A 22805-nucleotide genomic window follows, 5' to 3' on the forward strand; every position below is an offset into this window, starting at 1 on the left:
GTCGGACTTTGAACAAGGATTTTGCGGGGAAAACCATCAAGCAGAAAAAAGAGCAAAGGAAAAATACATCAGAGGTCATTCCGGCACTGGCCTGAAAACAACAGCCGCACAGGAAGAGCAGTCTCCATTATTTACAGTGTCAGCAAAACCAGGCTTTTTTCTCTGGTATAGGAATTGCCTGACTCAGATTAATAAGCATCCGCCTATAGCCAGGAGAGATTAAGATGAGTTCAGCAAACAACCCGGTTCCGCATGCACTGATTGAGGCTTTCAGCAGTGGGCAATGTGTACCTGTACTGGGCCCCGGAGTGTTATCCGGCGTCACAGATAAGCAGGGGAAAAATATTCCTGCTGACAGTGACAGCCTGATTCTGGCCATGAATAACGGTCGCCCTATGGCGCCTAAGCTGATGTATGAGTTCCCCAGAGCAGCAATGAATATCGAACTGAAAAAGGGCCGTAAAACCGTTACCCGTTTTCTGGACACCGTGTACCGGGATACCGACTGGGCACCATCTGAGTTTCACCAACAACTGGGGCAGCTGGATCTGCCTTATATCATAGATATGAACCGGGACACTCAGTTGCAGCAGGCCTGGAGTAACAAAAAGCATCTGCTGGTTGTCGGAGTGGCCCGAATCGGAGGAGCAACCGAACGCTACCGCCTGTTCCAATACGATGGCACAGAGTATCAGGCGATTGAGGAACAGGATGTGGATACCCATCTGCCAGTGCTGTTCAAACCTGTGGGCACACCGATTCCGGAGTCTTTATATATTGCCTCAGATGCAGACTATGTTGATTACCTGACGGAACTGATGGGTGGTTTTGGTATGCCTGCTTTCCTGAAGCAGCGTCGTAAAGGTCTGCATTATCTGCTGCTGGGCCTGCCCCTGAACCGGGACACCAGCCGTATGCTGATCAATGACATCATCTATGATGCAGGACAACCCTCTGGCTGGAGCTGCACCAGTGCCGGAGTCAGCAATAGCTCAGAAGCAGCCTCTGTCGCCAGTAAAGAAACCCGGTTTCTTCAACGTCAGGGGTTAGAAGCGATTCCCTGCCAGCCGATGGATTGCCTGCAACAATTGCAGACCCTGAGGGCCGTATCGGCTTAGTACTCCGTTACCCGGTGCTATTCAGAGATAACCTTATGACACCGGGATACCTCATCAGACAAAACAATCTGAGACAGGGGAAACAGCCCTGTTATCAGCCACAGGAGATAGTCCCATGACAGATATGATGTCCGCCCTGCGCAACCAGCACTATGATCAGCCCGCGATGGATAAGGCACACCACCGTTTTATCGCCTTACTGGGTGCTTTGCCTCTGGCAACAGAAAACGCTATTCCCGAATTGCTGAATAGCCTGCGCCAGCAAGCCTGCGAACACTTCGATCAGGAAGAACGTTTTATGCAGATGACAGATTACAACCATTATCAGAATCACAGCGGCCAGCATCAGGCTTTCCTGAACCTGCTGGAAGACTATCAAGCCGCTCTGGAGTCAAAAGCCTGCCCGGATATTCAGGAGATTCACGGCGCATTATGCCAGTGGCAGCATGAACATCAGCAGCTATGGGATGACCCTCTGGCCACCTTTCTTAACTACGCCGCCAGCTGGCGGCCACACAACACCCGGGAAGTGTGTTAACCGGTCAGTACGGAGCCATGTTTACTCCACTGTCTTGTCAGTTTTACGACAAAGCTTTGTGCTGTTCAGCACATAAATTTGTGCCTTTTGCCACAAAAAAGCATCGGGAACGGGTAAGTCTCCGGTCAAATATCCGCAAAAGGCACTCTGCTTAGCTTTACAAATAGTCGCTCTGAAAATATCAGCCCTGAATGAAACAGCCACGATTATTCAGATCATCCCTGAACATGATATTCAGGGTCAGGAGGCCACATGTATTTCAGCTCTCTCACGATTTTATCCGACCGTCACATCCGGAATCGATCACACCGGACAAACAGACAATATCGAGTTTCTGTTGCTCTGTTACTCGCAGTGATCACTCTGCTATTCAGCCTGAACATTCAGGCTAAAGAGCTGCATGTGGCCGTAGCCACAAACTTTCTCGGCACCATGCAGCAACTGGCACAGAATTACCAGAAGAGTACCGGTCATCAGTTATTAATCAGCTCTGGTTCTACCGGTGCACTCTACGCACAGATCAGCAACGGTGCTCCTTTCGATCTGTTTTTTGCCGCAGATAACCAGCGACCGGAAAAACTGGAACAGCAGGGCCTGATCCTGACAGGCAGCCGTTTCACCTATGCCCAGGGGGTTCTGGTGCTCTGGTCGTCTGAAGACAATCTGGTGGATGCCAAAGGCGAAGTGCTGCGACACGGGCAGTATGAATATTTATCTATCGCGAACCCTGACAATGCCCCTTATGGCTTCGCCGCCCGGCAGGTACTGGAGGTCAAAGGAGTCTGGCAGACACTGGAACAGCAACAACGCCTGATCCGGGCCAGTAACATCGGCCAGACATACTCTCAGGTCGCTTCCGGGGCCGCTGCTATGGGATTTATCGCACTGGCTCAGGCCAGGCTGGAAAAGAAGGGATCACGCTGGATACCGGATGCCTCCAGCTATAGCCCTATTATGCAACAGGCCGTTGTGCTGAAGACCTCTTCAGACCCCCAACTGGCACAGCATTTTGTCAGCTGGTTACAACAGCCGTCTGCCAGACGCATCATTAAAAATGCCGGCTATTACATGCCCGATGTGTACTAAACGGCCTTTAAAGAACAGTACTGCACATTAAACAATGTTTGACCAGAAAGCAGCAAACAGCCAGAAACCGGCTGAAACACTGCCTGCACCGTCACTTTTACCAGCGCGGAGATCTTAACCATGTGGTCACTGACACCTGCCGATTTAAGCGCCCTGTGGATTACGGTCAAACTGGCTGTGATCAGTACCTTACTGTTAATACTGCTATGCGCCCCGCTGGCCTGGTGGCTGGCACACAGTAAAAGTCGCGCCAGAGTCATTATAGAAGCGTTAGTCGCGTTGCCTCTGGTACTGCCTCCTACCGTTATGGGCTTTTATCTGCTGCTGCTCTTAGGCCCTAAAGGAGCTGTGGGTGGCTTCTTAGAACAACTGGGAGTGGGACATCTGGCATTCTCGTTTTCCGGACTGGTCATTGGCTCTATGCTGTTTTCTCTGCCTTTTGTGGTACAGCCTCTGCAGAATGCCTTCAGCGAAGCCGGAGGCCGGGTACTGGAAGTCGCCGCTACCCTGAGAGCCTCACCCTGGGATAGCTTCATCCATGTGGTACTGCCCCTCTCCCGCCGGGGATTTATCACTGCCGGAGTATTGTCTTTTGCTCACTCACTGGGAGAGTTTGGCATGATCCTGATGATTGGCGGCAATATTCCTGGTCGCACACAGGTGGCTTCCATTGCCATTTATAACTACGTGGAAGCGATGGATTACCAGGGCGCCCATCAGCTGTCCTCTATTCTGGTCCTGTCCTCTTTTACCCTGTTGATCTGCATCTTTGCTCTGAACCGACAGGCTAAAGTCACTCAGATTCACTAGGAGTCTTTATGTCACTACAGCTGGATTTTCGTATACACAGGGCCTCTTTTGAACTGAATGTGCAACTGCAGCTGCCCAATAAAGGAGTGACCGTACTGTTTGGTCGTTCCGGCTCAGGTAAAACCACTCTGTTGCGCTGTATTGCCGGTCTGGAGTACCAGGCAGATGGTAAGCTGCGTTTTAACAATCAGATCTGGCAGAAAAAGACCTTCTGCCTGCCCGTTCATCAGCGGCCTCTGGGCTATGTGTTTCAGGAAGCCAGCCTGTTTCCTCATCTGAATGTGTTGAAAAATATGCAGTTCGGCTGGCAGCGCGTACACGAAAACAAACGCAGCGTTCAGTTTGAAGAGGTGGTACAACTGCTGGGGCTGGGCACACTCTTAAACCGGTACCCGTCACAGCTGTCTGGCGGACAACGACAACGGGTCGCTCTGGGCTGTGCCTTACTGACCAGCCCTGAACTGTTGCTGATGGATGAACCCATGGCCTCTCTGGATTCCACCAGTAAAGCGGATATTTTACCCTTTCTGGAAATGCTGAAAGAACGCTTACAGCTGCCAGTTATCTATGTTACTCACTCAATGGATGAAGTAACCCGACTGGCAGATCATCTGGTGTATCTGCAAAATGGTGAAGTACTGGCTCAGGGGCCATTACAACAGATGCTGACAGACCCTGACCTGCCCTTTATCAGCACCGGGCAGGCTTCGACGGTATTACAGGCCCAGCTGAAATCCAGCGCCATAACGGAGGATTATCTGGCGGAATTGACCGTAGAAGGCCAGCGTCTGTTTATCAGCCAGCAGGATATCCCCCGGAATCACTTGCCCCGGAATAAGCAACTGCAAACTAATACGCATTTAGCCGATACGAAGCCATCAGGAGATGCAGGCTCACCCATTCGGGTGCGGGTCATGGCCAGAGATGTGGTGCTGGCGACATCACCGCCACAGCAGATCAGTCTGCTGAACTGCCTGCAGGTGAGGGTGATGGATATCAGAGACGATAATAACCCCAGCCAGTCTCTGGTTCGGCTGGCTCTTGGCCAGCAGATTATGCTGGCCCGGATCTCAAGAAGGTCGATCACCCGGCTCGGTCTGAAACCTGATCAACAGGTTTATGCACTGATTAAGGGTATTGCACTGAACTGAACTAAATTGAACAACGCCGGCACAGCTATTCAGGGCTGAAGCATTCCTTGTATTCAACACAGGACTGACAGCTGGGCGAACGGCACATATTAATCCCGGTATCAACGCATAGCTGACGATAGAGAAATTTTTTCCAGCGCATGCCCAGCATATTTTTCTCCACCAGGCCGGGAAAGTTCAGCTGAATAAACTGCTGCAGATCACTGCGACACCAGAACCCCAGGTCATACCAGAGGTGATCCGCTCCGGAACAACCCGCAGCCAGTATCTGAGCAAAAAAAACTTCGCTTTTGCAGCGTGCCGCCCGGTTAGCCAGTATTAATTCCACCAGCTGCTCATGCTCCGGGGTGAAATGACGGCCTTCCCGATCCAGAAACAATCCCTTCAGGTCCTGCCGGGGAAAATACTGCTGCATCAGCAGATAGAATTCATCATCGGTCAGAGAGAGGGTTCCACTCAGAGCGGAATGACCTTCTGTCTGTGCCGCCAGCATTTTTGCCAGATGGATCGCATTACTGTCGCCATCGGACAGCGCGACCCACTGACTGTAAGCCTGTTGTACACGGGGAGGTAAAAGTAATGCGTTCATAGCCACCTCGCTGCTGCTGAATATCATCCTGATCAATCACTCTCTGATCCGGCTATTGTTCACTCCGGCACAACGGCCGGTATTCATTCACTATGAAGAATTAAAACGTCAGCTCAGCGCCCACTCAGGCAGCACTGAGTGGAATAATGCCTGTCAGAGAACCCAGTGGATTCAGTTCATATCCCAGTTCATCCACAATCGCGCCTTCAACAGGGCAGATGCTGGCACACTGAGGGTCATCAAAATCACCGGCGCACTCGGTACATAAAGTGCTATCAATCACAAACTGCATGTCCTGCTCTGAAATAGCATCATTAGGGCAGACCATGGCACAGGCCGTACAACTGACGCAGCTATCCACAATTTCATAAGCCATCACTCTTTCTCCCTGGCATACCTAAGATGCCAACCCGCTCAATCACGTAAGTTATCTCTGCTGACAGCACCAGTGCAGAACACTGAAACCGTCAGCTATTTTTCTTGTTCAGTTATCGGGGCCAGAGCAGGCATTCAGGTCGCCCTCTCTGCCCTCCGCTTTGTCAGGCGCTTTGTTGCTGTGTTTCAGACTCAGAACTCAATAAGTCCTTATCAGCCATCTCCTGATACACCGCCTGAATCGCATCTTCTATCGGCTCCAGAGCATGAGAGCCATCCGGCTGAATACCGGCATCCTCCAGTGCACTCCAGGGTTCATAGCCTACTTTTGAGCACAGCAACATTTCACAATCCTTCAGTTTGCTCAGTATCGTCTGCAGTACACTGTCCCCATCACCGCAGCTGCTGCTATTTTCACAATAGGGCTTATCAACCGAACGATGCCCCACAAAACGTACTCCCTGAGGGCTGGCTTCATAGATCAGAAACTCAGTGGCGTGGCCAAAATGCTGATTGACCAGCCCCCCGCCTTTGCTGGCGACGGCCATCAGAACCGGTCTGGATTGCGCTTCAGAAGAACAGAGCGTTGCATCAGGCAAAGAGACCTCTCCTCCGGCCTGCTGACGATGCAGTTGCTCCAGTAACTGTGCCTGGATCTGCTGGCGTTTTTCCATCGCCGCATCGTAATCAATATCCATGGCAGCAATCTTTTCCAGAGTAAATTCCTCACCCCGGTCTTCGCCCAGCAGGCCAACAGCATCTGCCCGACACTGACGACAGTGCCGCATCATATTCATATCTCCGGCACAGGCATCCTGCAGACTCTGCAACTCCTGATGAGTGGGTTCCCGCTGACCGGTCAGGCCAAAGTAGGTACCATGTTCTGGCTCAGCGATAATGGGCATCACATTATGTAAAAACGCGCCCTTTTCCTTTACCACCCGCGAGACTTCCAGCAGATGCTGGTCGTTAATACCCGGAATCATGACAGAATTAACTTTCACCAGAATCCCCCTGGCCACCAGCATTTCCAACCCCTTCTGTTGTTGTTCAATCAGGATACGGGCCGCTTCAACACCTCTTACTCTCTTGTGATTCCAGAAGATCCAGGGATAAATTCTGGCACCAATTTCCGGGTCCAGACAGTTGATGGTGATAGTGACATGTTCAATATTGTGCTGGCTGAGTTCCTCCACACAGTCTGGCAGATTCAGCCCATTGGTAGAGACGCATAACTTGATATCCGGTGTTTCCCGCGACAGCCGACGGAAGGTTTCAAAGGTTCTTTCAGGATTCGCCAGAGGATCACCGGGACCTGCAATCCCCAGTACCGTCATCTGAGGAATCGAAGCCGCAACCGCTTTGACTTTCTGAATGGCCTGGTCCGGGCTGAGCACTTCAGAGACCACTCCCGGACGGGATTCGTTTGAGCAATCATATTTACGATTGCAGTAGTTACATTGAATATTACAGGCCGGAGCAACAGCTACATGCATGCGGGCAAAAAAGTGATGGGCCTGTTCTGAGAAGCAGGGATGATCTGCTACCCTGGCCTGAATATCAGCCGGTAGCTGGTTCACAGCTTGCTGACTGCTGCCACAGGAGCCTGATGAACAACCACCGGATGCTTGTTGCTCTATCGGATTGCTCACTGTCTTATCGATCAATACGGGCAGTTTCACGGTGATCTCCTTCAGGTTGCTCCCTGGCATGGAATCAGACTGAGCCGGGAGGTTTTAAGTCACTACTCCTGATAGGGCAAAACCCGTGCCGCAGATGAAAAACAGATAACCTATTGTTTTTATTACCCATTAAAAAAAACAAAACAGATGTTGTACTAAACCTCACAAACCAGCACCTGATGCTTGTGAGGTTTAGTACAAGTTGTTATGGGAATAAAGCGGAGGAACACAGTAAGTTACAACTGCTTCACACGAATATTGAGTGTCTGAATACGGTAGGCGATCTGTCTGGGCGTCATATTGAGCAAACGCGCTGCTTTTGCCTGTACCCAGCCCGCCTGCTCTAAAGCAGCGATAACCCGCTCCCGCTCATCTACTGACTCATCCAGCAGATCAATATCCCCTCCTCTGGCGCCCGTTACCTGCTCATCAATGCCGGTTAACAGCACCTGATCACGATCAATCGTTCCGTCGCCAGACATTACAGATGCCCTCTCCAGACAGTTTTCCAGCTCTCTGACATTACCCGGCCATTGATGATGCATCAGCACTCTCAAAGCATCATCCGTGATATTCAGAGGACGTTTCTGAGCCGTAGAAATTTTCTGCAACAGAAAGTGAGCAATATCAGGAATATCTTCCAGCCGGTCGCGCAATGCAGGGATCATCACAGGCATAACATTCAGACGATAATAAAGATCTTCCCGAAACCTGCCTTCTCCGACATCAGCTTCCAGATCCCTGTGGGTCGCCGCCACGACACGCACATCGATTTTAATGGTCCGGCTGCCGCCCACTCGCTCAAACTCTCCTTCCTGCAGAATACGCAAAAGCTTCGCCTGAAAGCTGGCAGAGACTTCACCAATTTCATCCAGAAACAAAGTGCCATTATCAGCCTGCTCAAAGCGCCCCTGCCGTTGCGAAACAGCTCCGGTAAAAGCCCCTTTTTCATGCCCGAACAGCTCAGATTCCAGCAGGTTTTCTGGTAGTGCCGCGCAGTTCACCTTAATAAATGGGCCTTTAACACGGGGAGAGTTATAGTGAATTGCATTAGCAATCAGCTCTTTACCCGTTCCTGTTTCCCCTCGGATCAGCACCGTTGTATTCCATTTAGCGACCTGACGCACCTGCTCAAACACCTTACGCATCGCATGAGCCCGGCCAATAATATTGTCGAATCCATACTGGTTACGTACCGTACGTTTCAGCTGGTCCCTTTCATCCCTCAATACCCTGCGCTCCTGCTCTACCTGCCTGGACAGGCGGACACTCTGACCGATCAGGTTAGCTGTCATAGCCAGAAAGCGGGCTCTTTCATTCAGCAAACCACGCTGACTACTGCTGGGCTGAGCGGCCAGTACACCCAGTACATCATCTCCACTCTGAATCGGCACACCAATAAAAGGGCGTTCCGGATCATAAACCCCTAATCGACCCAGAAACCGGGAGTCGTCAGTAATCCTCTCCAGCAGCAAAGGTTGTCTGCTACCCAGCACTTCGCCGACAATCCCTTCGCCGGGACGGTATACAACATCCTCCGCATTCAACTCCGGCATACCATGCAGGGCATACACCACCATCGCTTCCTGATCAGGAGGAACCAGCCCCACCAGACCTCGCTCCAGCCCAACCCGGCGATGCAGTACCTCCAGTAAAAGACTCAGAGTTTCCTGTAAATCCAGTGACTCAGACAAGACCTGACTGACCTGAAACAGAGTTTCCAGCTCTCCGGCCTGTACCGCCTGCAGCATATCCGGGCTCAGACTTTCATCATCACTTCCGGTAACAACCACCGGTGAACCTTTCTCGCAAACGTAAGAATCATGCATGACAGATTTGCACCTTTATCCGGCAGCCCCGGGTATATCCCGGGTCAATTTCTAATGTTCCCTGATGCTTGTTGACAATATCCTGTGCCAGAGTAAATCCCATTCCCAGATGTCCCTTGCCTGGCGGGTGGGTGGTGTAAAACGGCTCAAACACCTTCAGTTGCTTATTCTTATCAATGCCGGGGCCGGTATCCTGAATAATAATCTCCACCCCTGAGCCTGCAGAGCGAGTCTGCAGATACAGCTCCCGAATCTCCGAACGCCCTATGATCATGGCTTCTGTGGCATTATCCAGCAGCAACTTGAACAACGTGGTCAGCTCTGTCGGCTTTCCGGGAAGCCCTGGCAGGTCAACCTCTGGCTGCCACTCCACGACAATGCCAGCAGCTAATAGTCTCGGCGTCAGTAAACTCAGGGTATTTCTCAGTACTTCATTCACATTAACCAGAGTCGTCGCTTCTTCATGAGGTTCCGGCAGACAGGCACTGAGTGTGGTTAAGGTCTGCTGGCCAGCACTCTGCACTTCCTTAAACAGATGCAGTAATCCCTGCGGATCAATCTGACTGCGTCGGGAAACCAGCCTGGCAGCCGCATTGATCATATTCAGAGGACGTTCCAGCTGATAAATAGCGCCTGACAGCGTCTCGCGTACGCTGCGAATCCGTTCCTGCTCCTGCAACAAAGCCTGCAGATCACTGAGATGCAGTTGAGTCTGCTGCTGCTTAAGGTCAGTGATATCCTGCAGGGTGATCAGCAGATACTGGCTGCTTTTATTGTCGTAAAATCCCTCCGCACTGGCATCCTGTTCATTGACTGCAGAACCAGAACAGCTGAACCATAAAGGCTGAGCTTTATCCAGCGGCTGCAGATCAATTTCCAGAGCAGAAAAACCGGTCGAGAATACGTTTTCCAGGCAGAACTGCTCTGGCCATAACTGCTGGAGGCGTTCAATCACCCGGTTAATAAAGCCTTTTTCCAGTTTCTGCTCCAGCTCCAGAAAACTACGATTGCGCAATACCGGTACTAAGCTATCATCCAGGGTGACCATAGCAGCCTGAGTGGCATCCAGTGCCGATTCAATCAGTGCCTGCTGATTATTCACCTGATGCTCAAGGCGATGTACATCCGTCACATCCCGTTGCATCCCCAGATAATGACTGATATCACCTTCGGCATTCAGTACCGGCGTAATGGTCAGGTCAGCCAGATAACGGGAGCCATCCTTCCGGCGGTTTACCAGTACGCCCTTCCAGGGCTGCTTACGTTCAAGCTGAGCCCACAGGCTATCGTAAACCAGCCGGGGAGTGACTTTGTAAGACAGTATTGACTGATTCAGTCCGGCGACTTCCCCGATTGAGTAACCTGTCACCTTCTCAAAAGCCGGATTTGCATACAGAATCCTGGCATCAGGATCTGTAATAGTGATCGCTACTGCCGCCTGTTCAACAGCCAGCTGAAATACTTTCTGCGGTAGTATCTCGGCATAGGGATTGGCAACAGATCCTTTATAAACATCATCAGTTTCCGACATGCCTGTATCCTCTTTTTATTCCGCCCGGGTTTTCACAATCCGGCCAGAACAGCCTGATCCCCTGCGGTTTGCTTTATCACGGTTTGTATTACCACGGCACACTGGAACGCTCTTCCTGCAACAGCCCCACCTGTAACATTAAGAAAAACTGCGTAACTCAGTGTAAAAAGAAATGTGAAGCACTTTTTTTATTGCAAACAGGGGTAATGCAACGCTTATACCAATACATTTTGTACTGTTATTTCAGGAATAAAGCGCTCAGAAAGTCGACACTTAAGATCATCAGGCGGATATCAGGGTTGTCGGCTTTCTGACAAAAACAACGGACTTATCGGCTCTGCAACACAGACAAATGCAACGATCATGGAGCAAAAATAGCGGAAATGTGCTTTAAAAGGGCACTTTTCACCGAATGGCATACTCCTTGCGTTAACAGGATGTAACACGCAGTTTTGTTTAAAGGAGCAATCTGATGTCAGAGTATCTGTTGCTGATTATCTCCACAGCACTGGTCAACAATGTCGTGCTGATCAAGTTTCTTGGCCTCTGCCCTCTGATGGGAGTATCCACCAAAATGGATGGAGCTCTGGGTATGGGGCTGGCCACCACTTTTGTTCTGACACTGGCAGCAGCCGCCAGCTGGATGCTGGAAAACTGGCTGTTAACTCCGCTGGGACTGGAGTATCTGCGTATTCTGGCCTTTATTCTGGTCATTGCGACCGTGGTGCAGTTTACCGAAATGCTGATTCGGAAGCTGAGCCCGGCCCTGTATCAGGTGCTCGGTATCTACCTGCCTTTAATCACGACAAACTGCGCAGTGCTGGGTGTCGCTCTGCTGAATGTACAACAAAGTCATAGTTTTCTGCAGAGCCTGATCTACGGTACAGGCTCCGCACTGGGGTTCACCCTGGTGCTGGTGCTATTTGCCGGATTGCGTGAACGTCTGGCAGTGCTGGATGTACCGGTACTGTATCAAGGAGCCCCTATCGCTTATATCGTCGCCGGTCTGCTCTCCGTAGCCTTTATGGGCTTTGCTGGCCTGGCCTGAACCCCCGGATACTTACTTTCTCCATCGTTTAACAGACAGTACGACCAGAGTTACTGAGTCACCAAGGAGTCATCATTATGTTAATGGCAGTATTACCTCTGACCCTGCTGGGCGCATTTCTTGGTCTGGTGCTGGGCATCGCGTCCCGGTTATTAAAAGTCGAACGCAGCAATGTGGCAGAAGAGATCGAACAGCTGCTACCCGGTACTCAATGCGGTCAGTGTGGCAACCCCAGTTGTGGAGCAGCCGCTGAAGCGGTTGTTGCAGGAGATCTGCCGCCAACATTCTGCCCTCCCGGAGGCAAAGCCGTTGCCGAAGCCATTGCCGGGAAACTGGGTATCCCTCTGGATAGCAGTGCCATGTGTGATGAAGGCCCCAGAATCGCACTGATCAACGAATCCCTCTGTATCGGCTGTACCCGCTGCTACAAGGTGTGCCCGACAGATGCCATTTTAGGTTCGGCCAAACAGATGCATGTGGTGTTTGAACAGGCCTGTACAGCCTGTGGTAAATGTGAAGACGTTTGCCCGACAGAATGTATCAGCATGGTCGCCATCAAACCGACCCTGCACACCTGGACATGGAGCCAGCCCACAGCCTGATCATCTCCCGGAGATCAGCCTTTTTGTTTTGAATCAACAAGGAGTCACCCAGATGTTCAGGAAAACAGTCCGTGGCGGAGTACACCCTTGCGGTCATAAATCATTGAGTAATGACAGTCCGATCAGATACTTTCCACTGTCTGACACCCTCTATGTTTCTATGCAACAGCATATCGGTGCACCGGCCAGCCCGGTAGTCAGACCCGGCGATCATGTCCTTAAAGGCCAGCTGATTGCCAGCAGTCAGGGCAATATATCCGCACCGGTGCATGCGCCGACATCAGGCAGAATACTGGCTCTGGCAGAACATACCGCACCACACCCTTCTGGCCTGCCAGTGCTGGTTGCCACACTGGAACCGGATGGTCTGGATGAATGGGGGGCTCTGAATCCTCCGTCAGACCCTATGGCATTATCTCCTGAAGAGGTCTGCATACGTATCGGAGCAGCCGGTATTGTCGGTATGGGTGGTGCAACCTTTCCATCGGCAGTCAAACTGAACCTGAGCCTGAATAGTCAGATACAGACTCTGATTATTAATGGCGGGGAATGCGAACCTTATCTGAGCTGTGATGATCGTCTGATGCGGGAGCGAGCTACCCTGATCATTCAGGGGATTCTGTTGATGCAGCATGCCGTTCAGGCCCGGGAGGTGCTGGTTGGCATAGAGGATAACAAGCCAGATGCTATTTCAGCGATGCAACAAGCTGCTCAGGGCAGCGGAGTACAGGTTATCCCGGTACCCAGCCAGTACCCTATGGGCTCTGAAAAGCAGCTGATTCAGCAACTGACCGGAATCGAAATTCCCGCCATGAGCCGTGCCGCAGCCAGTGGCATTATCGTACATAATGTGGCGACCGCCTATGCAGCCGCAGAGGCCCTGTATCAGGGAAAACCGCTGGTTTCCCGTATTGTTACCCTGAGTGGCGGTGCGGTGACACATCCAGGAAACTGGCAAGTCCCCCTGGGAACTCTGGCCAGCCATTTCCTGAACAGGGCCAGTGGCTTTAACGAAAAACCAGCTCGCCTGATTATGGGAGGCCCCATGATGGGCATTCAGCTACCGGATCTGAATGTGCCTGTCATTAAAGGCACCAGCGGCATTCTGGCATTAACCGAAAATGAGATAAACCATACAAATCCCGGCCCTTGTGTACGCTGTGGCAACTGTGTCCGCTCCTGCCCTATGGGCTTATTGCCTCTGGAGATGGCCGCTAATATCCGCAGTGGTGAATTGAAAAAAGCAAACGAACTGGGACTGCATGACTGCGTTGCCTGTGGTGCCTGTAGCTATATCTGCCCATCCAGTATTCCTCTTACTCACCTGTTCAATTACGCCAAAGGCGAGCTGGCCCAGCAGCAGAAAGCCCGACAGAAAATGGAAAACACTAAGGTTCTGGCACAACGACGTGAACGACGACTGGAACGTCAGGCAAAAGAAAAAGAAGCCCTGATGGCTGCAAGACGAGCAGCGGCCGCAGCCAAAAAAGCAGCTCAGCAACAGAAAGAGGAGGCTTAGAGATGCCGGTATCATCCTTCCCACCGAACCATGGGCCTCATATCCACAACAGTACAGGCAATACCAGTATCTTACAGAACTCCAGTGCCCATCTTCCGGCTTTGATGCTGCAGGTTATGCTGGCCCTGAGTCCTGCGACCCTGTTTTCCTTCTGGGCCTATGGCTGGCCTTCTTTTATTCTCTGGCTGATTTGTCTGACCAGCGCTCTGTTATGGGAAAGTCTGCTGCTGAAACTGTTCGGTAAATCCGTCAGTAAACATCTGAAAGATGGCTCCGCTCTGGTGACAGCCTGGATTCTGGCATTATGTCTGCCTCCCTGGGCTCCCTGGTGGCTGGCCATCGTCGGCACGTTTCTGGCCATAGTGATCATCAAACAGATTTTTGGCGGTCTGGGGCAGAATGTGTTTAATCCAGCGATGGCTGCGCGGGTTATGCTTCTGATCGCATTTCCAGTAGAAATGACACAATGGATCAATCCGGCACCCGTACTGGACAATATGCCTTCAGCACTAACCTTTCAATTTCCTGACATCAGTAGCAGTATCAGCTATATCTTTTCCAGTCAGGCGTTACCGGATGGCGCCACCGGAGCCACTTTTTTAAGTGACATAAAAATGCAGATTGAGGCTGGCACCCCAGCTCATATCGCCACGGCTGTCAGCTCTTCCGCCAACCAGCCAGCGTATAGCGTGCTGGACACCGGCCTGGGTCTGCACAGCGGTAGCCTGGGAGAGGGCTCTGCGCTGCTGCTGAGTCTGGGCGGCCTGTTTCTGCTCTGGCGAGGCATTATTACCTGGCAGGCTCCTGTGGGGCTATTACTGGGAATAGCGATTCCGGCTTTATTACTGAATCAGGCCTCACCTGAGCTGTATCCCGGAGCCGATTTTCATCTGCTTAACGGTGCAACCATGCTGGCGGCCTGGTTTATCGTCACAGACCCTGTTACCTGCCCGGTTACTGCCAGAGGCCGTCTGATATTTGGTCTGGGCTGTGGTCTGCTGGCCTATCTGATTCGCACCTTCGGTAATTACCCGGAAGGCATTGCTTTCGCTGTTATGTTGATGAACAGCGCAACACCTGTAATCGACCGTTATATACAGCCCAGAATCTATGGCCGTAGCCGCCGGGGCCAGGCCCTGGCAGTCAATAACCCAGCAGCGGACAAATAAGGAGCGGGCGATGGATCAGGTATCAGACGTTAACGAGCAACAAACGGGTAAGAATCAACTGGCAGAAGAAGGGCCAAAGGCCGGGCTGGAGCAAAAAGCAGGGGAAGAGCAAAGAGCTGGGGAAGAGCGAAAAGCTGGGAAACAACAAAAAGTCGGGCTGGAACAGACACTGACTAGTATTCGTGATCGACTGGACTATCAATCGGCTCTGCTGGGTATCGTTGTCCTGCTGACATGCAGTGCGCTGGCATTGGCCTATCAGCTAACACGGGAGCCAATTCGTCAGGCTCTGGAAGCCGACATGCGTCAAAATTTTTCTGAAGTGCTTCCAGCCAGACTATATGACAACGATCTGCTTCAAAGCCAGGGGCAGATTCAGTCCCCCTGGGGAGAGATCAGTTATTTCCAGGCGACGCTTTCAGGCCAGGTCACTGCCGTTATTTTCCCTATCCGTTCAGAGGGCTATGCCGGCAGCATTGAGATGCTGATGGCTATCAAAGCCAATGGCGAAATCTCCGGTGTTCGCGTATTAGTCCACCAGGAGACTCCGGGCTTAGGCGATAAGATTGAAGCAAACCGGGACCCCTGGATCACCGGATTTAATGGTAAATCACTACAACAGCCTGCACCCGAAAAGTGGAAAGTCAAAAAAGATGGCGGTGTATTTGACCAGTTTACCGGTGCCACAATTACCCCTCGGGCAGTCGTTAAAGGCATTTTCCTGGGGCTGACCTTCTTTGACCAACAACAGGGGCAGCTGCTTTACCCCCTGCATCAGATCACACCGGCAGGTACTCAATCCGGTCAGGATCAATCTCCGGCAAATCAGAATTGAATGCGAGGAACCCGTAATGGCGAACTACAAACAGATGACCCGTGATGGCTTGTGGGATAACAATATTGTCTTTGCTCAAATGCTGGCACTCTGCCCGGTGATGGCCGTCACCGGTACCGCAACTAACGGCCTGGGTATGGGACTTGCGACCCTTTTTGTACTGGTTGGTGCAAACCTGATTATCTCTGTGATACGTCACACCATCAGTCAGGCGATCCGTATTCCGGTCTATATCGTGATTATTGCAACCCTGGTCACTCTGACCGATATGCTGATCAATGCATTCGCTTATGAACTCTATAAAGTTCTCGGTCTGTTTATCGCTTTAATTGTGGTGAACTGCGCGATCCTGGGCCGGGCAGAAGCCTTTGCTTCCAAAAATACAGTACTGGACTCGCTGTACGACGCTCTGGTAATGGGGATCGGCCTGACCTGGGCGCTGGTAGCGATAGGAGCGTTCCGGGAAATTATCGGCAGTGGCACTTTATTTGCCAACGCCAGCTTGTTGCTGGGCAGCGCCTTTGCCTTCCTGGAAGTGACAGTGCTTCCTGACTATAAAGGCTTTCTGATCATGGTGCTGCCTCCCGGTGGTTTTATTGCAACGGGTTTTCTGCTGGTCGCTAAACGCTGGCTGGACCAGAAACTCTCAGACAAACAAGTGCAGAGTGCAGATCAGCCATCAGGCTGTACTGTGTAACCATCGCCCCCAACGGATGAAAGGAGAATTAGTATGCAGATCAGTGTGGCTTATAGCAGCCTGAGTGGTGATCAGAACTGGATAAACCTGGAAGTAGCCGAGGATACCTGTGCCCAACAGGCCATTGAGATTTCAGGTATTCTGCACCAGTTCCCGGAGATTGACCTGTCACAGCAGAAAATTGGCATTTTTGGCAAACAGGTTAAACCGGATCAGAGCCTGAATGAGTTTGACCGGGTCGAAATTTATCGTGCAATCACAGCAGACCCTAAGCAGGTGCCCAGACGTAAAACGCCCGATGCCGATTAGCATCACCCCTCGAACGATCTTCGTCGGTATTCACAGGCCTGTTGAATGAGTGAATACCGATGCCCCTTCAGACAGCGATTCCCCTTTTGGTATACTCTGCCATCGGAACAGTGTTACGAGCTGATTAATACCGATAGATTAGCAACATTGCTTTGTAACGGTCAGTGGCAGTAGTACAGATATGGGAAACATCATAACAGACAGGCTGATTTGAACTGCCAGAAAAAAACCGGTCAGGTAATATCTACCAGACCGGTAAAAGGGGGAATTCAATACCCCACATGACAACCTCCCAGCACAAGAGGCATTCGCGAACAATCAGATCCGGTATGGCCGGGTGGACTACTCCTGTTCGGACTTTCTGCTTCTATCCTGAACAGCCACCCTGGACAGCTGACGAATCCAGTCTTTTTTCAGTTCTTCTTTACGTTTAATATTCATTTTCTGCAGGATGACATCCCGGGCCTCAGCAAACGTCTTCTTTTCAGTCGGTATAAGTTCTTTGCACCACAGCAAGTGATACCCCATTGGTGACAGTACAGGAGCACTGATATCACCGATTTTCATTTTGAAAAGTACGGCATCCAGCTCATCATATAAGATCCCCTGAGGCACTAATCCAAGCTGACCGCCTTCAACAGCAGTGGGGCATTGTGAATAACGTAGTGCCAGTTCGTTAAATGACTCAGGGTCCTCCATCACCTGAACGCGAATCACATTCAGCAATTCCCGGACTTCCTGTGCCTCTGACTCAGAAAAATCATCTTTCAGGGTAATCAGAATATGGGAGGTACGTCGTTTTTCCGGCAACGTAAATCGTTCAGGATAGCGATCATAATATTCACGGGCTTCTTGCTCTGATACCGGCTTTGCACGGTGTGCAACCGTCTCCAGTACAGCATCAACAATCAGCTCCCGCTGTAGCGCCATACGATACCCATCTTTTGTCAGCGACTGCTGACTCAGAGCCTGTTCAAACAACTGGGTGCTGTCGTAAGCCTCCCTCTGGCGAAAAAACACTTCGTCCAGGGTCGCGTCGGTCAGTACGATCTGCTGTGCTTCCGACGACGCCAGCACCCGCTCTTCCAGAATAAACTGCCGTCTGGCAATCAGCTTAATCTCTCTCTGCTGATGAGCTGTCAGTTGCCCGGGAGCATGAGCAAAGCGGGCGTTGGCAATTTTCAGCTCCAGGTAAGCCAGCGCTTCTTTTTCATTCACCAGCATATCAGGCCTCCGGATGCTCAGCAGATACCGGCAGCCCCGCCGGATTCAGGGCATGTTCGGGCACCACCAGTAAACGCCCCGGAAACTGGACATGGTAGGAAATACGCTGCTGCTCTGTATCTCTCAGCACTTTAAAAATCTGTCCTTCCGTACCTTCTTCTACCAGCACATCACCCTGAACGGATAATGCCATCGCTGACAGCACTTTATCCCTGTTATCAAACTGGCTGGCCAGCCAGGGTTCACAGGCATCAATCAGTTCTTCCTCACGACAGCCGACCTGCAGGTCTTCTTCCAGAAAGTGCACCGTGTAAATAATCTGATCCTGAAGAAAGGTTCCGACATTACGTACGTGACCGATCTGTCCTCGTCGAATCAGCAAATCACCTTTATCGGCTCCGGGGAAGCTGCCATCATTACGCAGATTCCGGATCACCCTGACTTCATCTCCATAATCAAACACAGAAATCATAACGCCTCCGGCTTACTGGCAGACTGAGTGGATATGGCTGTCAGGGAAACAAATCCCTGTCCCGGTTGAGGGCGATTAAAAATTTTTAAGACTTTTTCCTGCTGGGCACTGGAGTTAATAAAGCTCTGATAGGACTGATCCAGCAGCGTCTGATAGACCGCTATACGATGCTGGACTGAATCAGGCAGCTCCTCTTGCTGCTGCAGATAGTTATGGAATCTCTGCAGAATATGCAGACGATTGACCTGTACCACTTCAGGCTGAAATTCCAGCTGAAAGAACTCCAGAAAATCCTCTGCGGATTCCAGTTCATACAGAGCTTCATCCAGAGCTTCCAGCGAGTCGATCTGTTGCAGATTGCTCATAATATTCACCTCATCATGTGCAGGAAGGAAGAAAAGACTGAGCCTGTGGCAGCACTGGTGTATCCGTGTTATTCAGTGCAGCATGGTACAGACTCAGTAACTGGTGATCCCCCGGAGGATGCTTATGCAGAGTACTCCAGTGACGTATCCCGGTTAACAGCTCCCCGGCCAGCTGATTATCCAGAGTAATGCCCAGACGGGCGTAGCTGGCCTGCACCGCTTTGCGTCCCGAATGTTTGCCCAGCACCAGCTGATGCGTACGCCCCAGCAAGGCCGGATCGACACCCTGATAGATCAGAGGATCTTTTAATAAACCATCCACATGGATGCCCGCCTCATGGGTGAAAACACCCTCTCCCACCAGGCTTTTCTGCCAGCTGACAGGCCTTCCCGAGGCCTGAGCTACATAACTGGATAGTTCAGGGAAGTCATGCAGACGAATACCGGTATCCATGCCATAAAGATGATCCAGTCCCAGCACCACCTCTTCCAGAGCCGCATTACCGGCACGCTCACCCAGGCCATTGACCGTAGTATTAATATGCGTTGCACCGGCGTGAGCCGCTGCCAGGCTATTAGCGGTCGCCAGCCCAAGATCATCATGAGCATGCATTTCCAGCTGCAGATCCGTATTTCTCGCCAATTGATTGATACTGTCGAAAACGCCGAATGGCTCCATAATGCCCAGCGTATCTGCAAACCGGAGACGGACAGCACCGGCTTTCTGAGCGGTTTCTGCCACCTGCAACAGAAAATCAGGATCAGCCCTGGAAGCATCTTCGCAGCCAACAACAATCCTGTACCCCAGATCACTGGCTTCAGGCACCAGATCTGCAATCTGTTGCAGCACCCAGGCTCTGTCCTTTTTCAGCTTGCGTTCAATATGCAGGTCGGACACCGGGATGGACAGATCCAGTAACGACAGAGGTAAAGCGGCACAGGCTTTCAAATCCTGGGGGTGCATCCGACACCAGGCCAGTAATTCAGCCTGTAGTCCTTCTGCAGCAATGCTCTGAATATCATCCCGCTCTGCCGCTCCCATAGGCGGGATACCAATCTCCAGTTCAGGAACCCCCAGAGCATCAAGCTGACGGGCGATACGGAGTTTATCCTCCAGCGAAAAAGCAACGCCAGCCGTCTGCTCACCATCCCGAAGCGTAGTATCATCAATAATGATCTGTTTCATCCTCTGCCCCCTATATTAAATTCAGAACGCTGCCCACTCAGGCATATGCCGGATCAAAGCTCTCCTTGACCGGTGCGTTATATTTCCAATAAGGGGACAGGGTGCGCAGCTGATCAATAATGCCGGGCAGCACAACAATGACACGATCAATATCAGCCTCAGTGGTATCCCGTGACAAAGAAAAGCGTACCGTGCCATGGGCCGCAGTATAGGGCAGTCCCATAGCCCGCATAACATGGGAAGGTTCCAGCGAACCGGATGTACAGGCAGAACCACTGGAAGCGGCAATACCAAACTTATTCAGCATCAGTAATATGGATTCCCCCTCAATATATTCAAAGGCGATATTACTGGTATTGGGCAGGCGGTTATCCGGGTCTCCGGTGATAAAAGCATAATTCACCTGAGATAAAATCCCTTTCTCCAGCTTATCCCTGAGCCGCCGGACCTCTGTATTTTCATGCTCCATAGCCTGAAGTGCCAGCTCAGCTGCTTTACCCAGCGCCACAATAGATGCGGCATTTTCAGTTCCGGCCCGGCGGCCCCGTTCCTGATGCCCCCCGCGTAATAACGGACGAAAGCGGGTCCCACGACGCAGATATAAAACGCCAATGCCTTTAGGCCCATGCAGTTTATGGCCGGATAACGACAGCATATCGATTTTGCTGTTTTTCAGATCCATCGGAATTTTACCCACCGCCTGAACAGCATCGGTGTGGAACATCACACCTCTGGCATGAGCCATCTCAGCCATCTCCAGTACCGGGAAAAAGGTGCCTGTTTCGTTATTGGCCCACATCACACTGACAATAGCGGTTTGCTCAGACAGCAGAGACTGATACTGTTCCAGATCCAGGCGCCCCTGACCATCAACGGCAAGGTAATGAACGGTATATCCTTCTTTTTCCAGGTGTTCGCACAGCGCCAGCACCGCAGGATGCTCTACCTGGGTGGTGATAATTTCCCTGCGTTGAGGCTGAGCCTTAAGAGCTGATAAAATCGCGGTGGAATCGCTCTCGGTACCACAAGAGGTAAACACAATCTCTGTGTCATATTCCGCACCTAACAGAGCCTGAATTTGTCCACGGGCTTTTTTCAGTGCCAGACCAACCCGATTACCGTACTCATGCAGCGAAGAAGGATTGCCAAACTGCTCTGTAAAGTAAGGCAACATGGTCTCCACTACTTCCGGATCAACACGGGTGGTGGCATTGTTATCCAGATAAATCGTCTCCATCGCTATACTCCTACCGCCGCACTTTTAACAGGAATCAGCTTCACAAATTCACCCAGCTCTTCCATCATCTGTTGCTGAATTCCACTGAGCGTCATACTGGCCAGCTGACAATTGGTGCAGGCCCCTGTAAGTCTGATATGGATATTGCTGCCATCAATATCGATCAGCTCCACATCACCATGATCTCTCTGTAACTGAGGACGCACCCGCTCAATAACAGCTTCAATTCTGCGCATCCGCTGCAGATTGTTCATCACAGGTTTCGCGGTATTACCAGTCACTGGCGCAGTATCAGGTACCACCGGAGTATCTGGCAGCTCTATCTGGCTCAACGCTGCCATCGCATCGGCAGCCACATCAGCGGCTGTCATCGCTTTTTCTCCGGCAGATGAACTGACCCAGACACCTGAGACCTGATCATCAGGAATGATATGCCCCTCAGACCGACTATCAGAAGGCTGAAGATTGCTGCCGACAGGAGCTTCACCACGCTCAGCCAGTACACGGTTAAGGATGTCTTCAATGCCCTCATGACAGGCTGAACAACCACCGCCCGCCTTGGTGTAATGGGTAACGTCCTGCACTGTACTCAGATGATTAGCCCGGATGGTGTCTTCAATCATGACTTCATCAATTGCAAAACACTTGCAGACCAGAGCACCCTCTTCGTGGTCGTCGCTCCACTCCTCACCTTTATAATTAGCCACTGCCGCCTGAAGTGCTTCTCGTCCCATGACGGAGCAATGCATTTTTTCCGGTGGTAAACCATCCAGGTAATCCGCAATATCCTGATTGCTGACCGCCAGTGCTTCGTCCAGCGTTTTTCCCTTGATAATTTCCGTCAGTGCCGAAGACGATGCGATTGCCGAACCACAACCAAAGGTCTGGAATCTGGCATCCAGAATGGTTTCCGTATCCGGGTCCACTTTCAGCATCAGTCGAAGCGCATCACCACAGGACAGAGAGCCCACATCCCCAATGCCATTGGCTTCTTCCAGTTCACCGGCATTACGAGGATTGAAGAAATGTTCCTGTACTTTTTCTGAATAATTCCACATATCCCTTCCCCCCTAAGCCGAAAACGACTTACCACAGTTACAGGCCGCTTTTGCATTCGGGTTTTCAAATTTAAAGCCGCTCTCTTCCAGGTTTTCGACAAAATCGACCACACAGCCATCAAGCAACGCCTGGTTGTCCGGGGTGATTAATACCACCACATCATCAAATACCAGTCGGATATCGTCATCCGCCACCTGGTTTTCCAGCTGTAAACCATACTGATAACCTGAACAGCCACCGTCTGAAACGGAGATACGCAGTCCGGCAACCGGCCCTTGATAATTCTGAATAAAGCGACTGATCGCTTGTTGAGCGTTGGGAGTAACAGTAAGCATGACAGTTCTCCGGTATTTTTTTACTAATCACGAGTGTTA

24 protein-coding genes are annotated in these 22805 nt (G+C 51.3%); 12 read left to right on the forward strand and 12 right to left on the reverse strand.

The features are described from left to right. The first annotated feature begins 224 nt into the window (after nucleotides 1-224). The 5 genes from H4O21_RS07645 to modC all read left to right on the forward strand — a co-directional run bounded on the left by H4O21_RS07645 (nucleotide 225) and on the right by modC (nucleotide 4703). A complete protein-coding gene (locus tag H4O21_RS07645) occupies nucleotides 225-1118 on the forward strand; it encodes an SIR2 family protein (protein WP_182808261.1) in 894 nt (297 codons plus the stop codon). A gap of 115 nt (nucleotides 1119-1233) precedes the next feature. Continuing rightward, nucleotides 1234-1656, forward strand: coding sequence for a bacteriohemerythrin (locus H4O21_RS07650; RefSeq protein WP_182808262.1), 423 nt, complete (start codon nucleotides 1234-1236; stop codon nucleotides 1654-1656). Nucleotides 1657-1908: 252 nt separating this feature from the next. Continuing rightward, nucleotides 1909-2742 carry a molybdate ABC transporter substrate-binding protein gene (gene modA, locus H4O21_RS07655; RefSeq protein WP_182808263.1) on the forward strand — a complete coding sequence of 278 codons (834 nt, stop codon included), beginning with the start codon at nucleotides 1909-1911 and terminating at the stop codon, nucleotides 2740-2742. Between the two features lie 120 nt (nucleotides 2743-2862). Then, the gene (gene modB, locus H4O21_RS07660; protein ID WP_182808264.1) at nucleotides 2863-3552 is read left to right on the forward strand and encodes a molybdate ABC transporter permease subunit; all 690 of its coding nucleotides are present in this window, start codon (nucleotides 2863-2865) and stop codon (nucleotides 3550-3552) included. 8 nt (nucleotides 3553-3560) lie between these two features. Continuing rightward, nucleotides 3561-4703: a molybdenum ABC transporter ATP-binding protein gene (modC, locus tag H4O21_RS07665; protein ID WP_182808265.1), complete on the forward strand. Its 1143-nt coding sequence runs from the start codon at nucleotides 3561-3563 to the stop codon at nucleotides 4701-4703. Nucleotides 4704-4728: 25 nt separating this feature from the next. On the opposite strand, the gene H4O21_RS07670 is transcribed toward modC, so the two are convergent. The 5 genes from H4O21_RS07670 to nifL all read right to left on the reverse strand — a co-directional run bounded on the left by H4O21_RS07670 (nucleotide 4729) and on the right by nifL (nucleotide 10709). Further along, complete coding sequence (locus H4O21_RS07670; RefSeq protein ID WP_182808266.1) at nucleotides 4729-5292, reverse strand: nitrogen fixation protein NifQ; 564 nt, start codon at nucleotides 5290-5292, stop codon at nucleotides 4729-4731. A gap of 124 nt (nucleotides 5293-5416) precedes the next feature. Then, complete coding sequence (locus H4O21_RS07675; RefSeq protein WP_182808267.1) at nucleotides 5417-5668, reverse strand: 4Fe-4S binding protein; 252 nt, start codon at nucleotides 5666-5668, stop codon at nucleotides 5417-5419. A 163-nt stretch (nucleotides 5669-5831) separates the two neighbouring features. Further along, nucleotides 5832-7349 carry a nitrogenase cofactor biosynthesis protein NifB gene (gene nifB, locus H4O21_RS07680; protein ID WP_220495559.1) on the reverse strand — a complete coding sequence of 506 codons (1518 nt, stop codon included), beginning with the start codon at nucleotides 7347-7349 and terminating at the stop codon, nucleotides 5832-5834. Between the two features lie 236 nt (nucleotides 7350-7585). Further along, on the reverse strand, nucleotides 7586-9178 hold the full coding sequence (nifA, locus tag H4O21_RS07685) for a nif-specific transcriptional activator NifA (RefSeq protein WP_220495560.1): 1593 nt from the start codon (nucleotides 9176-9178) through the stop codon (nucleotides 7586-7588). Next, the gene (nifL, locus tag H4O21_RS07690) at nucleotides 9171-10709 is read right to left on the reverse strand and encodes a nitrogen fixation negative regulator NifL (RefSeq protein WP_182808269.1); all 1539 of its coding nucleotides are present in this window, start codon (nucleotides 10707-10709) and stop codon (nucleotides 9171-9173) included. The genes nifA and nifL overlap by 8 nt, the downstream gene beginning before the upstream one ends. Nucleotides 10710-11181: 472 nt before the next feature. On the opposite strand from nifL, the gene rsxA reads away from it, so the two are divergent. The 7 genes from rsxA to H4O21_RS07725 all read left to right on the forward strand — a co-directional run bounded on the left by rsxA (nucleotide 11182) and on the right by H4O21_RS07725 (nucleotide 16888). Further along, entirely contained in the window at nucleotides 11182-11757 is a 576-nt protein-coding gene (gene rsxA, locus H4O21_RS07695; protein ID WP_182808270.1) for an electron transport complex subunit RsxA, read from the forward strand. 77 nt (nucleotides 11758-11834) lie between these two features. Next, a complete protein-coding gene (locus H4O21_RS07700; protein WP_182808271.1) occupies nucleotides 11835-12359 on the forward strand; it encodes an RnfABCDGE type electron transport complex subunit B in 525 nt (174 codons plus the stop codon). A gap of 52 nt (nucleotides 12360-12411) precedes the next feature. After that, nucleotides 12412-13878: an electron transport complex subunit RsxC gene (gene rsxC / locus H4O21_RS07705; protein ID WP_182808272.1), complete on the forward strand. Its 1467-nt coding sequence runs from the start codon at nucleotides 12412-12414 to the stop codon at nucleotides 13876-13878. Nucleotides 13879-13880: 2 nt separating this feature from the next. Beyond that, the gene (locus H4O21_RS07710) at nucleotides 13881-15047 is read left to right on the forward strand and encodes an RnfABCDGE type electron transport complex subunit D (protein ID WP_182808273.1); all 1167 of its coding nucleotides are present in this window, start codon (nucleotides 13881-13883) and stop codon (nucleotides 15045-15047) included. Between the two features lie 10 nt (nucleotides 15048-15057). Beyond that, nucleotides 15058-15882 (forward strand): RnfABCDGE type electron transport complex subunit G, encoded by an 825-nt coding sequence (locus H4O21_RS07715; protein ID WP_182808274.1) that lies wholly within the window; start codon nucleotides 15058-15060, stop codon nucleotides 15880-15882. A gap of 16 nt (nucleotides 15883-15898) precedes the next feature. Next, on the forward strand, nucleotides 15899-16579 hold the full coding sequence (locus H4O21_RS07720) for an electron transport complex subunit E (protein ID WP_182808275.1): 681 nt from the start codon (nucleotides 15899-15901) through the stop codon (nucleotides 16577-16579). A 33-nt stretch (nucleotides 16580-16612) separates the two neighbouring features. Next, on the forward strand, nucleotides 16613-16888 hold the full coding sequence (locus tag H4O21_RS07725; RefSeq protein WP_182808276.1) for an RnfH family protein: 276 nt from the start codon (nucleotides 16613-16615) through the stop codon (nucleotides 16886-16888). A 342-nt stretch (nucleotides 16889-17230) separates the two neighbouring features. Here H4O21_RS07725 and nifM read toward each other — a convergent pair whose 3' ends face one another. From nifM to H4O21_RS07760, 7 genes are read right to left on the reverse strand one after another with little or no spacing between them, the layout of a single operon-like run. After that, a complete protein-coding gene (gene nifM / locus H4O21_RS07730) occupies nucleotides 17231-18112 on the reverse strand; it encodes a nitrogen fixation protein NifM (protein WP_182808277.1) in 882 nt (293 codons plus the stop codon). A 1-nt stretch (nucleotide 18113) separates the two neighbouring features. Beyond that, complete coding sequence (locus H4O21_RS07735; protein WP_182808278.1) at nucleotides 18114-18584, reverse strand: nitrogen fixation protein NifZ; 471 nt, start codon at nucleotides 18582-18584, stop codon at nucleotides 18114-18116. Continuing rightward, nucleotides 18581-18949 (reverse strand): nitrogenase-stabilizing/protective protein NifW, encoded by a 369-nt coding sequence (gene nifW / locus H4O21_RS07740; protein WP_182808279.1) that lies wholly within the window; start codon nucleotides 18947-18949, stop codon nucleotides 18581-18583. Before nifW ends, H4O21_RS07735 begins: the two co-directional genes overlap by 4 nt. Before the next feature lie 13 nt (nucleotides 18950-18962). Then, nucleotides 18963-20135, reverse strand: coding sequence for a homocitrate synthase (gene nifV / locus H4O21_RS07745; RefSeq protein ID WP_182808280.1), 1173 nt, complete (start codon nucleotides 20133-20135; stop codon nucleotides 18963-18965). 37 nt (nucleotides 20136-20172) lie between these two features. Next, a complete protein-coding gene (gene nifS / locus H4O21_RS07750) occupies nucleotides 20173-21372 on the reverse strand; it encodes a cysteine desulfurase NifS (protein WP_182808281.1) in 1200 nt (399 codons plus the stop codon). Between the two features lie 2 nt (nucleotides 21373-21374). Beyond that, nucleotides 21375-22430, reverse strand: coding sequence for a Fe-S cluster assembly protein NifU (gene nifU, locus H4O21_RS26275; protein WP_182808282.1), 1056 nt, complete (start codon nucleotides 22428-22430; stop codon nucleotides 21375-21377). 12 nt (nucleotides 22431-22442) lie between these two features. Next, nucleotides 22443-22766 (reverse strand): HesB/IscA family protein, encoded by a 324-nt coding sequence (locus tag H4O21_RS07760; protein ID WP_182808283.1) that lies wholly within the window; start codon nucleotides 22764-22766, stop codon nucleotides 22443-22445. Nucleotides 22767-22805 lie beyond the last annotated feature (39 nt).

The organism is Oceanospirillum sediminis, assembly GCF_014164585.1.
Classification (GTDB): domain Bacteria; phylum Pseudomonadota; class Gammaproteobacteria; order Pseudomonadales; family Halomonadaceae; genus Oceanospirillum; species Oceanospirillum sediminis.

What these genes read in the sequence shown, in the direction of transcription:
- H4O21_RS07645 (WP_182808261.1), top strand. Translation starts at nt 225, where the DNA reads ATGAGTTCAGCAAACAACCCGGTTCCGCATGCACTGATTGAGGCTTTC.
- H4O21_RS07650 (WP_182808262.1), top strand. Translation starts at nt 1,234, where the DNA reads ATGACAGATATGATGTCCGCCCTGCGCAACCAGCACTATGATCAGCCC.
- modA (WP_182808263.1), top strand. Translation starts at nt 1,909, where the DNA reads ATGTATTTCAGCTCTCTCACGATTTTATCCGACCGTCACATCCGGAAT.
- modB (WP_182808264.1), top strand. Translation starts at nt 2,863, where the DNA reads ATGTGGTCACTGACACCTGCCGATTTAAGCGCCCTGTGGATTACGGTC.
- modC (WP_182808265.1), top strand. Translation starts at nt 3,561, where the DNA reads ATGTCACTACAGCTGGATTTTCGTATACACAGGGCCTCTTTTGAACTG.
- H4O21_RS07670 (WP_182808266.1), bottom strand. Translation starts at nt 5,292, where the DNA reads ATGAACGCATTACTTTTACCTCCCCGTGTACAACAGGCTTACAGTCAG.
- H4O21_RS07675 (WP_182808267.1), bottom strand. Translation starts at nt 5,668, where the DNA reads ATGGCTTATGAAATTGTGGATAGCTGCGTCAGTTGTACGGCCTGTGCC.
- nifA (WP_220495560.1), bottom strand. Translation starts at nt 9,178, where the DNA reads ATGCATGATTCTTACGTTTGCGAGAAAGGTTCACCGGTGGTTGTTACC.
- nifL (WP_182808269.1), bottom strand. Translation starts at nt 10,709, where the DNA reads ATGTCGGAAACTGATGATGTTTATAAAGGATCTGTTGCCAATCCCTAT.
- rsxA (WP_182808270.1), top strand. Translation starts at nt 11,182, where the DNA reads ATGTCAGAGTATCTGTTGCTGATTATCTCCACAGCACTGGTCAACAAT.
- H4O21_RS07700 (WP_182808271.1), top strand. Translation starts at nt 11,835, where the DNA reads ATGTTAATGGCAGTATTACCTCTGACCCTGCTGGGCGCATTTCTTGGT.
- rsxC (WP_182808272.1), top strand. Translation starts at nt 12,412, where the DNA reads ATGTTCAGGAAAACAGTCCGTGGCGGAGTACACCCTTGCGGTCATAAA.
- H4O21_RS07710 (WP_182808273.1), top strand. Translation starts at nt 13,881, where the DNA reads ATGCCGGTATCATCCTTCCCACCGAACCATGGGCCTCATATCCACAAC.
- H4O21_RS07715 (WP_182808274.1), top strand. Translation starts at nt 15,058, where the DNA reads ATGGATCAGGTATCAGACGTTAACGAGCAACAAACGGGTAAGAATCAA.
- H4O21_RS07720 (WP_182808275.1), top strand. Translation starts at nt 15,899, where the DNA reads ATGGCGAACTACAAACAGATGACCCGTGATGGCTTGTGGGATAACAAT.
- H4O21_RS07725 (WP_182808276.1), top strand. Translation starts at nt 16,613, where the DNA reads ATGCAGATCAGTGTGGCTTATAGCAGCCTGAGTGGTGATCAGAACTGG.
- nifM (WP_182808277.1), bottom strand. Translation starts at nt 18,112, where the DNA reads ATGCTGGTGAATGAAAAAGAAGCGCTGGCTTACCTGGAGCTGAAAATT.
- H4O21_RS07735 (WP_182808278.1), bottom strand. Translation starts at nt 18,584, where the DNA reads ATGATTTCTGTGTTTGATTATGGAGATGAAGTCAGGGTGATCCGGAAT.
- nifW (WP_182808279.1), bottom strand. Translation starts at nt 18,949, where the DNA reads ATGAGCAATCTGCAACAGATCGACTCGCTGGAAGCTCTGGATGAAGCT.
- nifV (WP_182808280.1), bottom strand. Translation starts at nt 20,135, where the DNA reads ATGAAACAGATCATTATTGATGATACTACGCTTCGGGATGGTGAGCAG.
- nifS (WP_182808281.1), bottom strand. Translation starts at nt 21,372, where the DNA reads ATGGAGACGATTTATCTGGATAACAATGCCACCACCCGTGTTGATCCG.
- nifU (WP_182808282.1), bottom strand. Translation starts at nt 22,430, where the DNA reads ATGTGGAATTATTCAGAAAAAGTACAGGAACATTTCTTCAATCCTCGT.
- H4O21_RS07760 (WP_182808283.1), bottom strand. Translation starts at nt 22,766, where the DNA reads ATGCTTACTGTTACTCCCAACGCTCAACAAGCGATCAGTCGCTTTATT.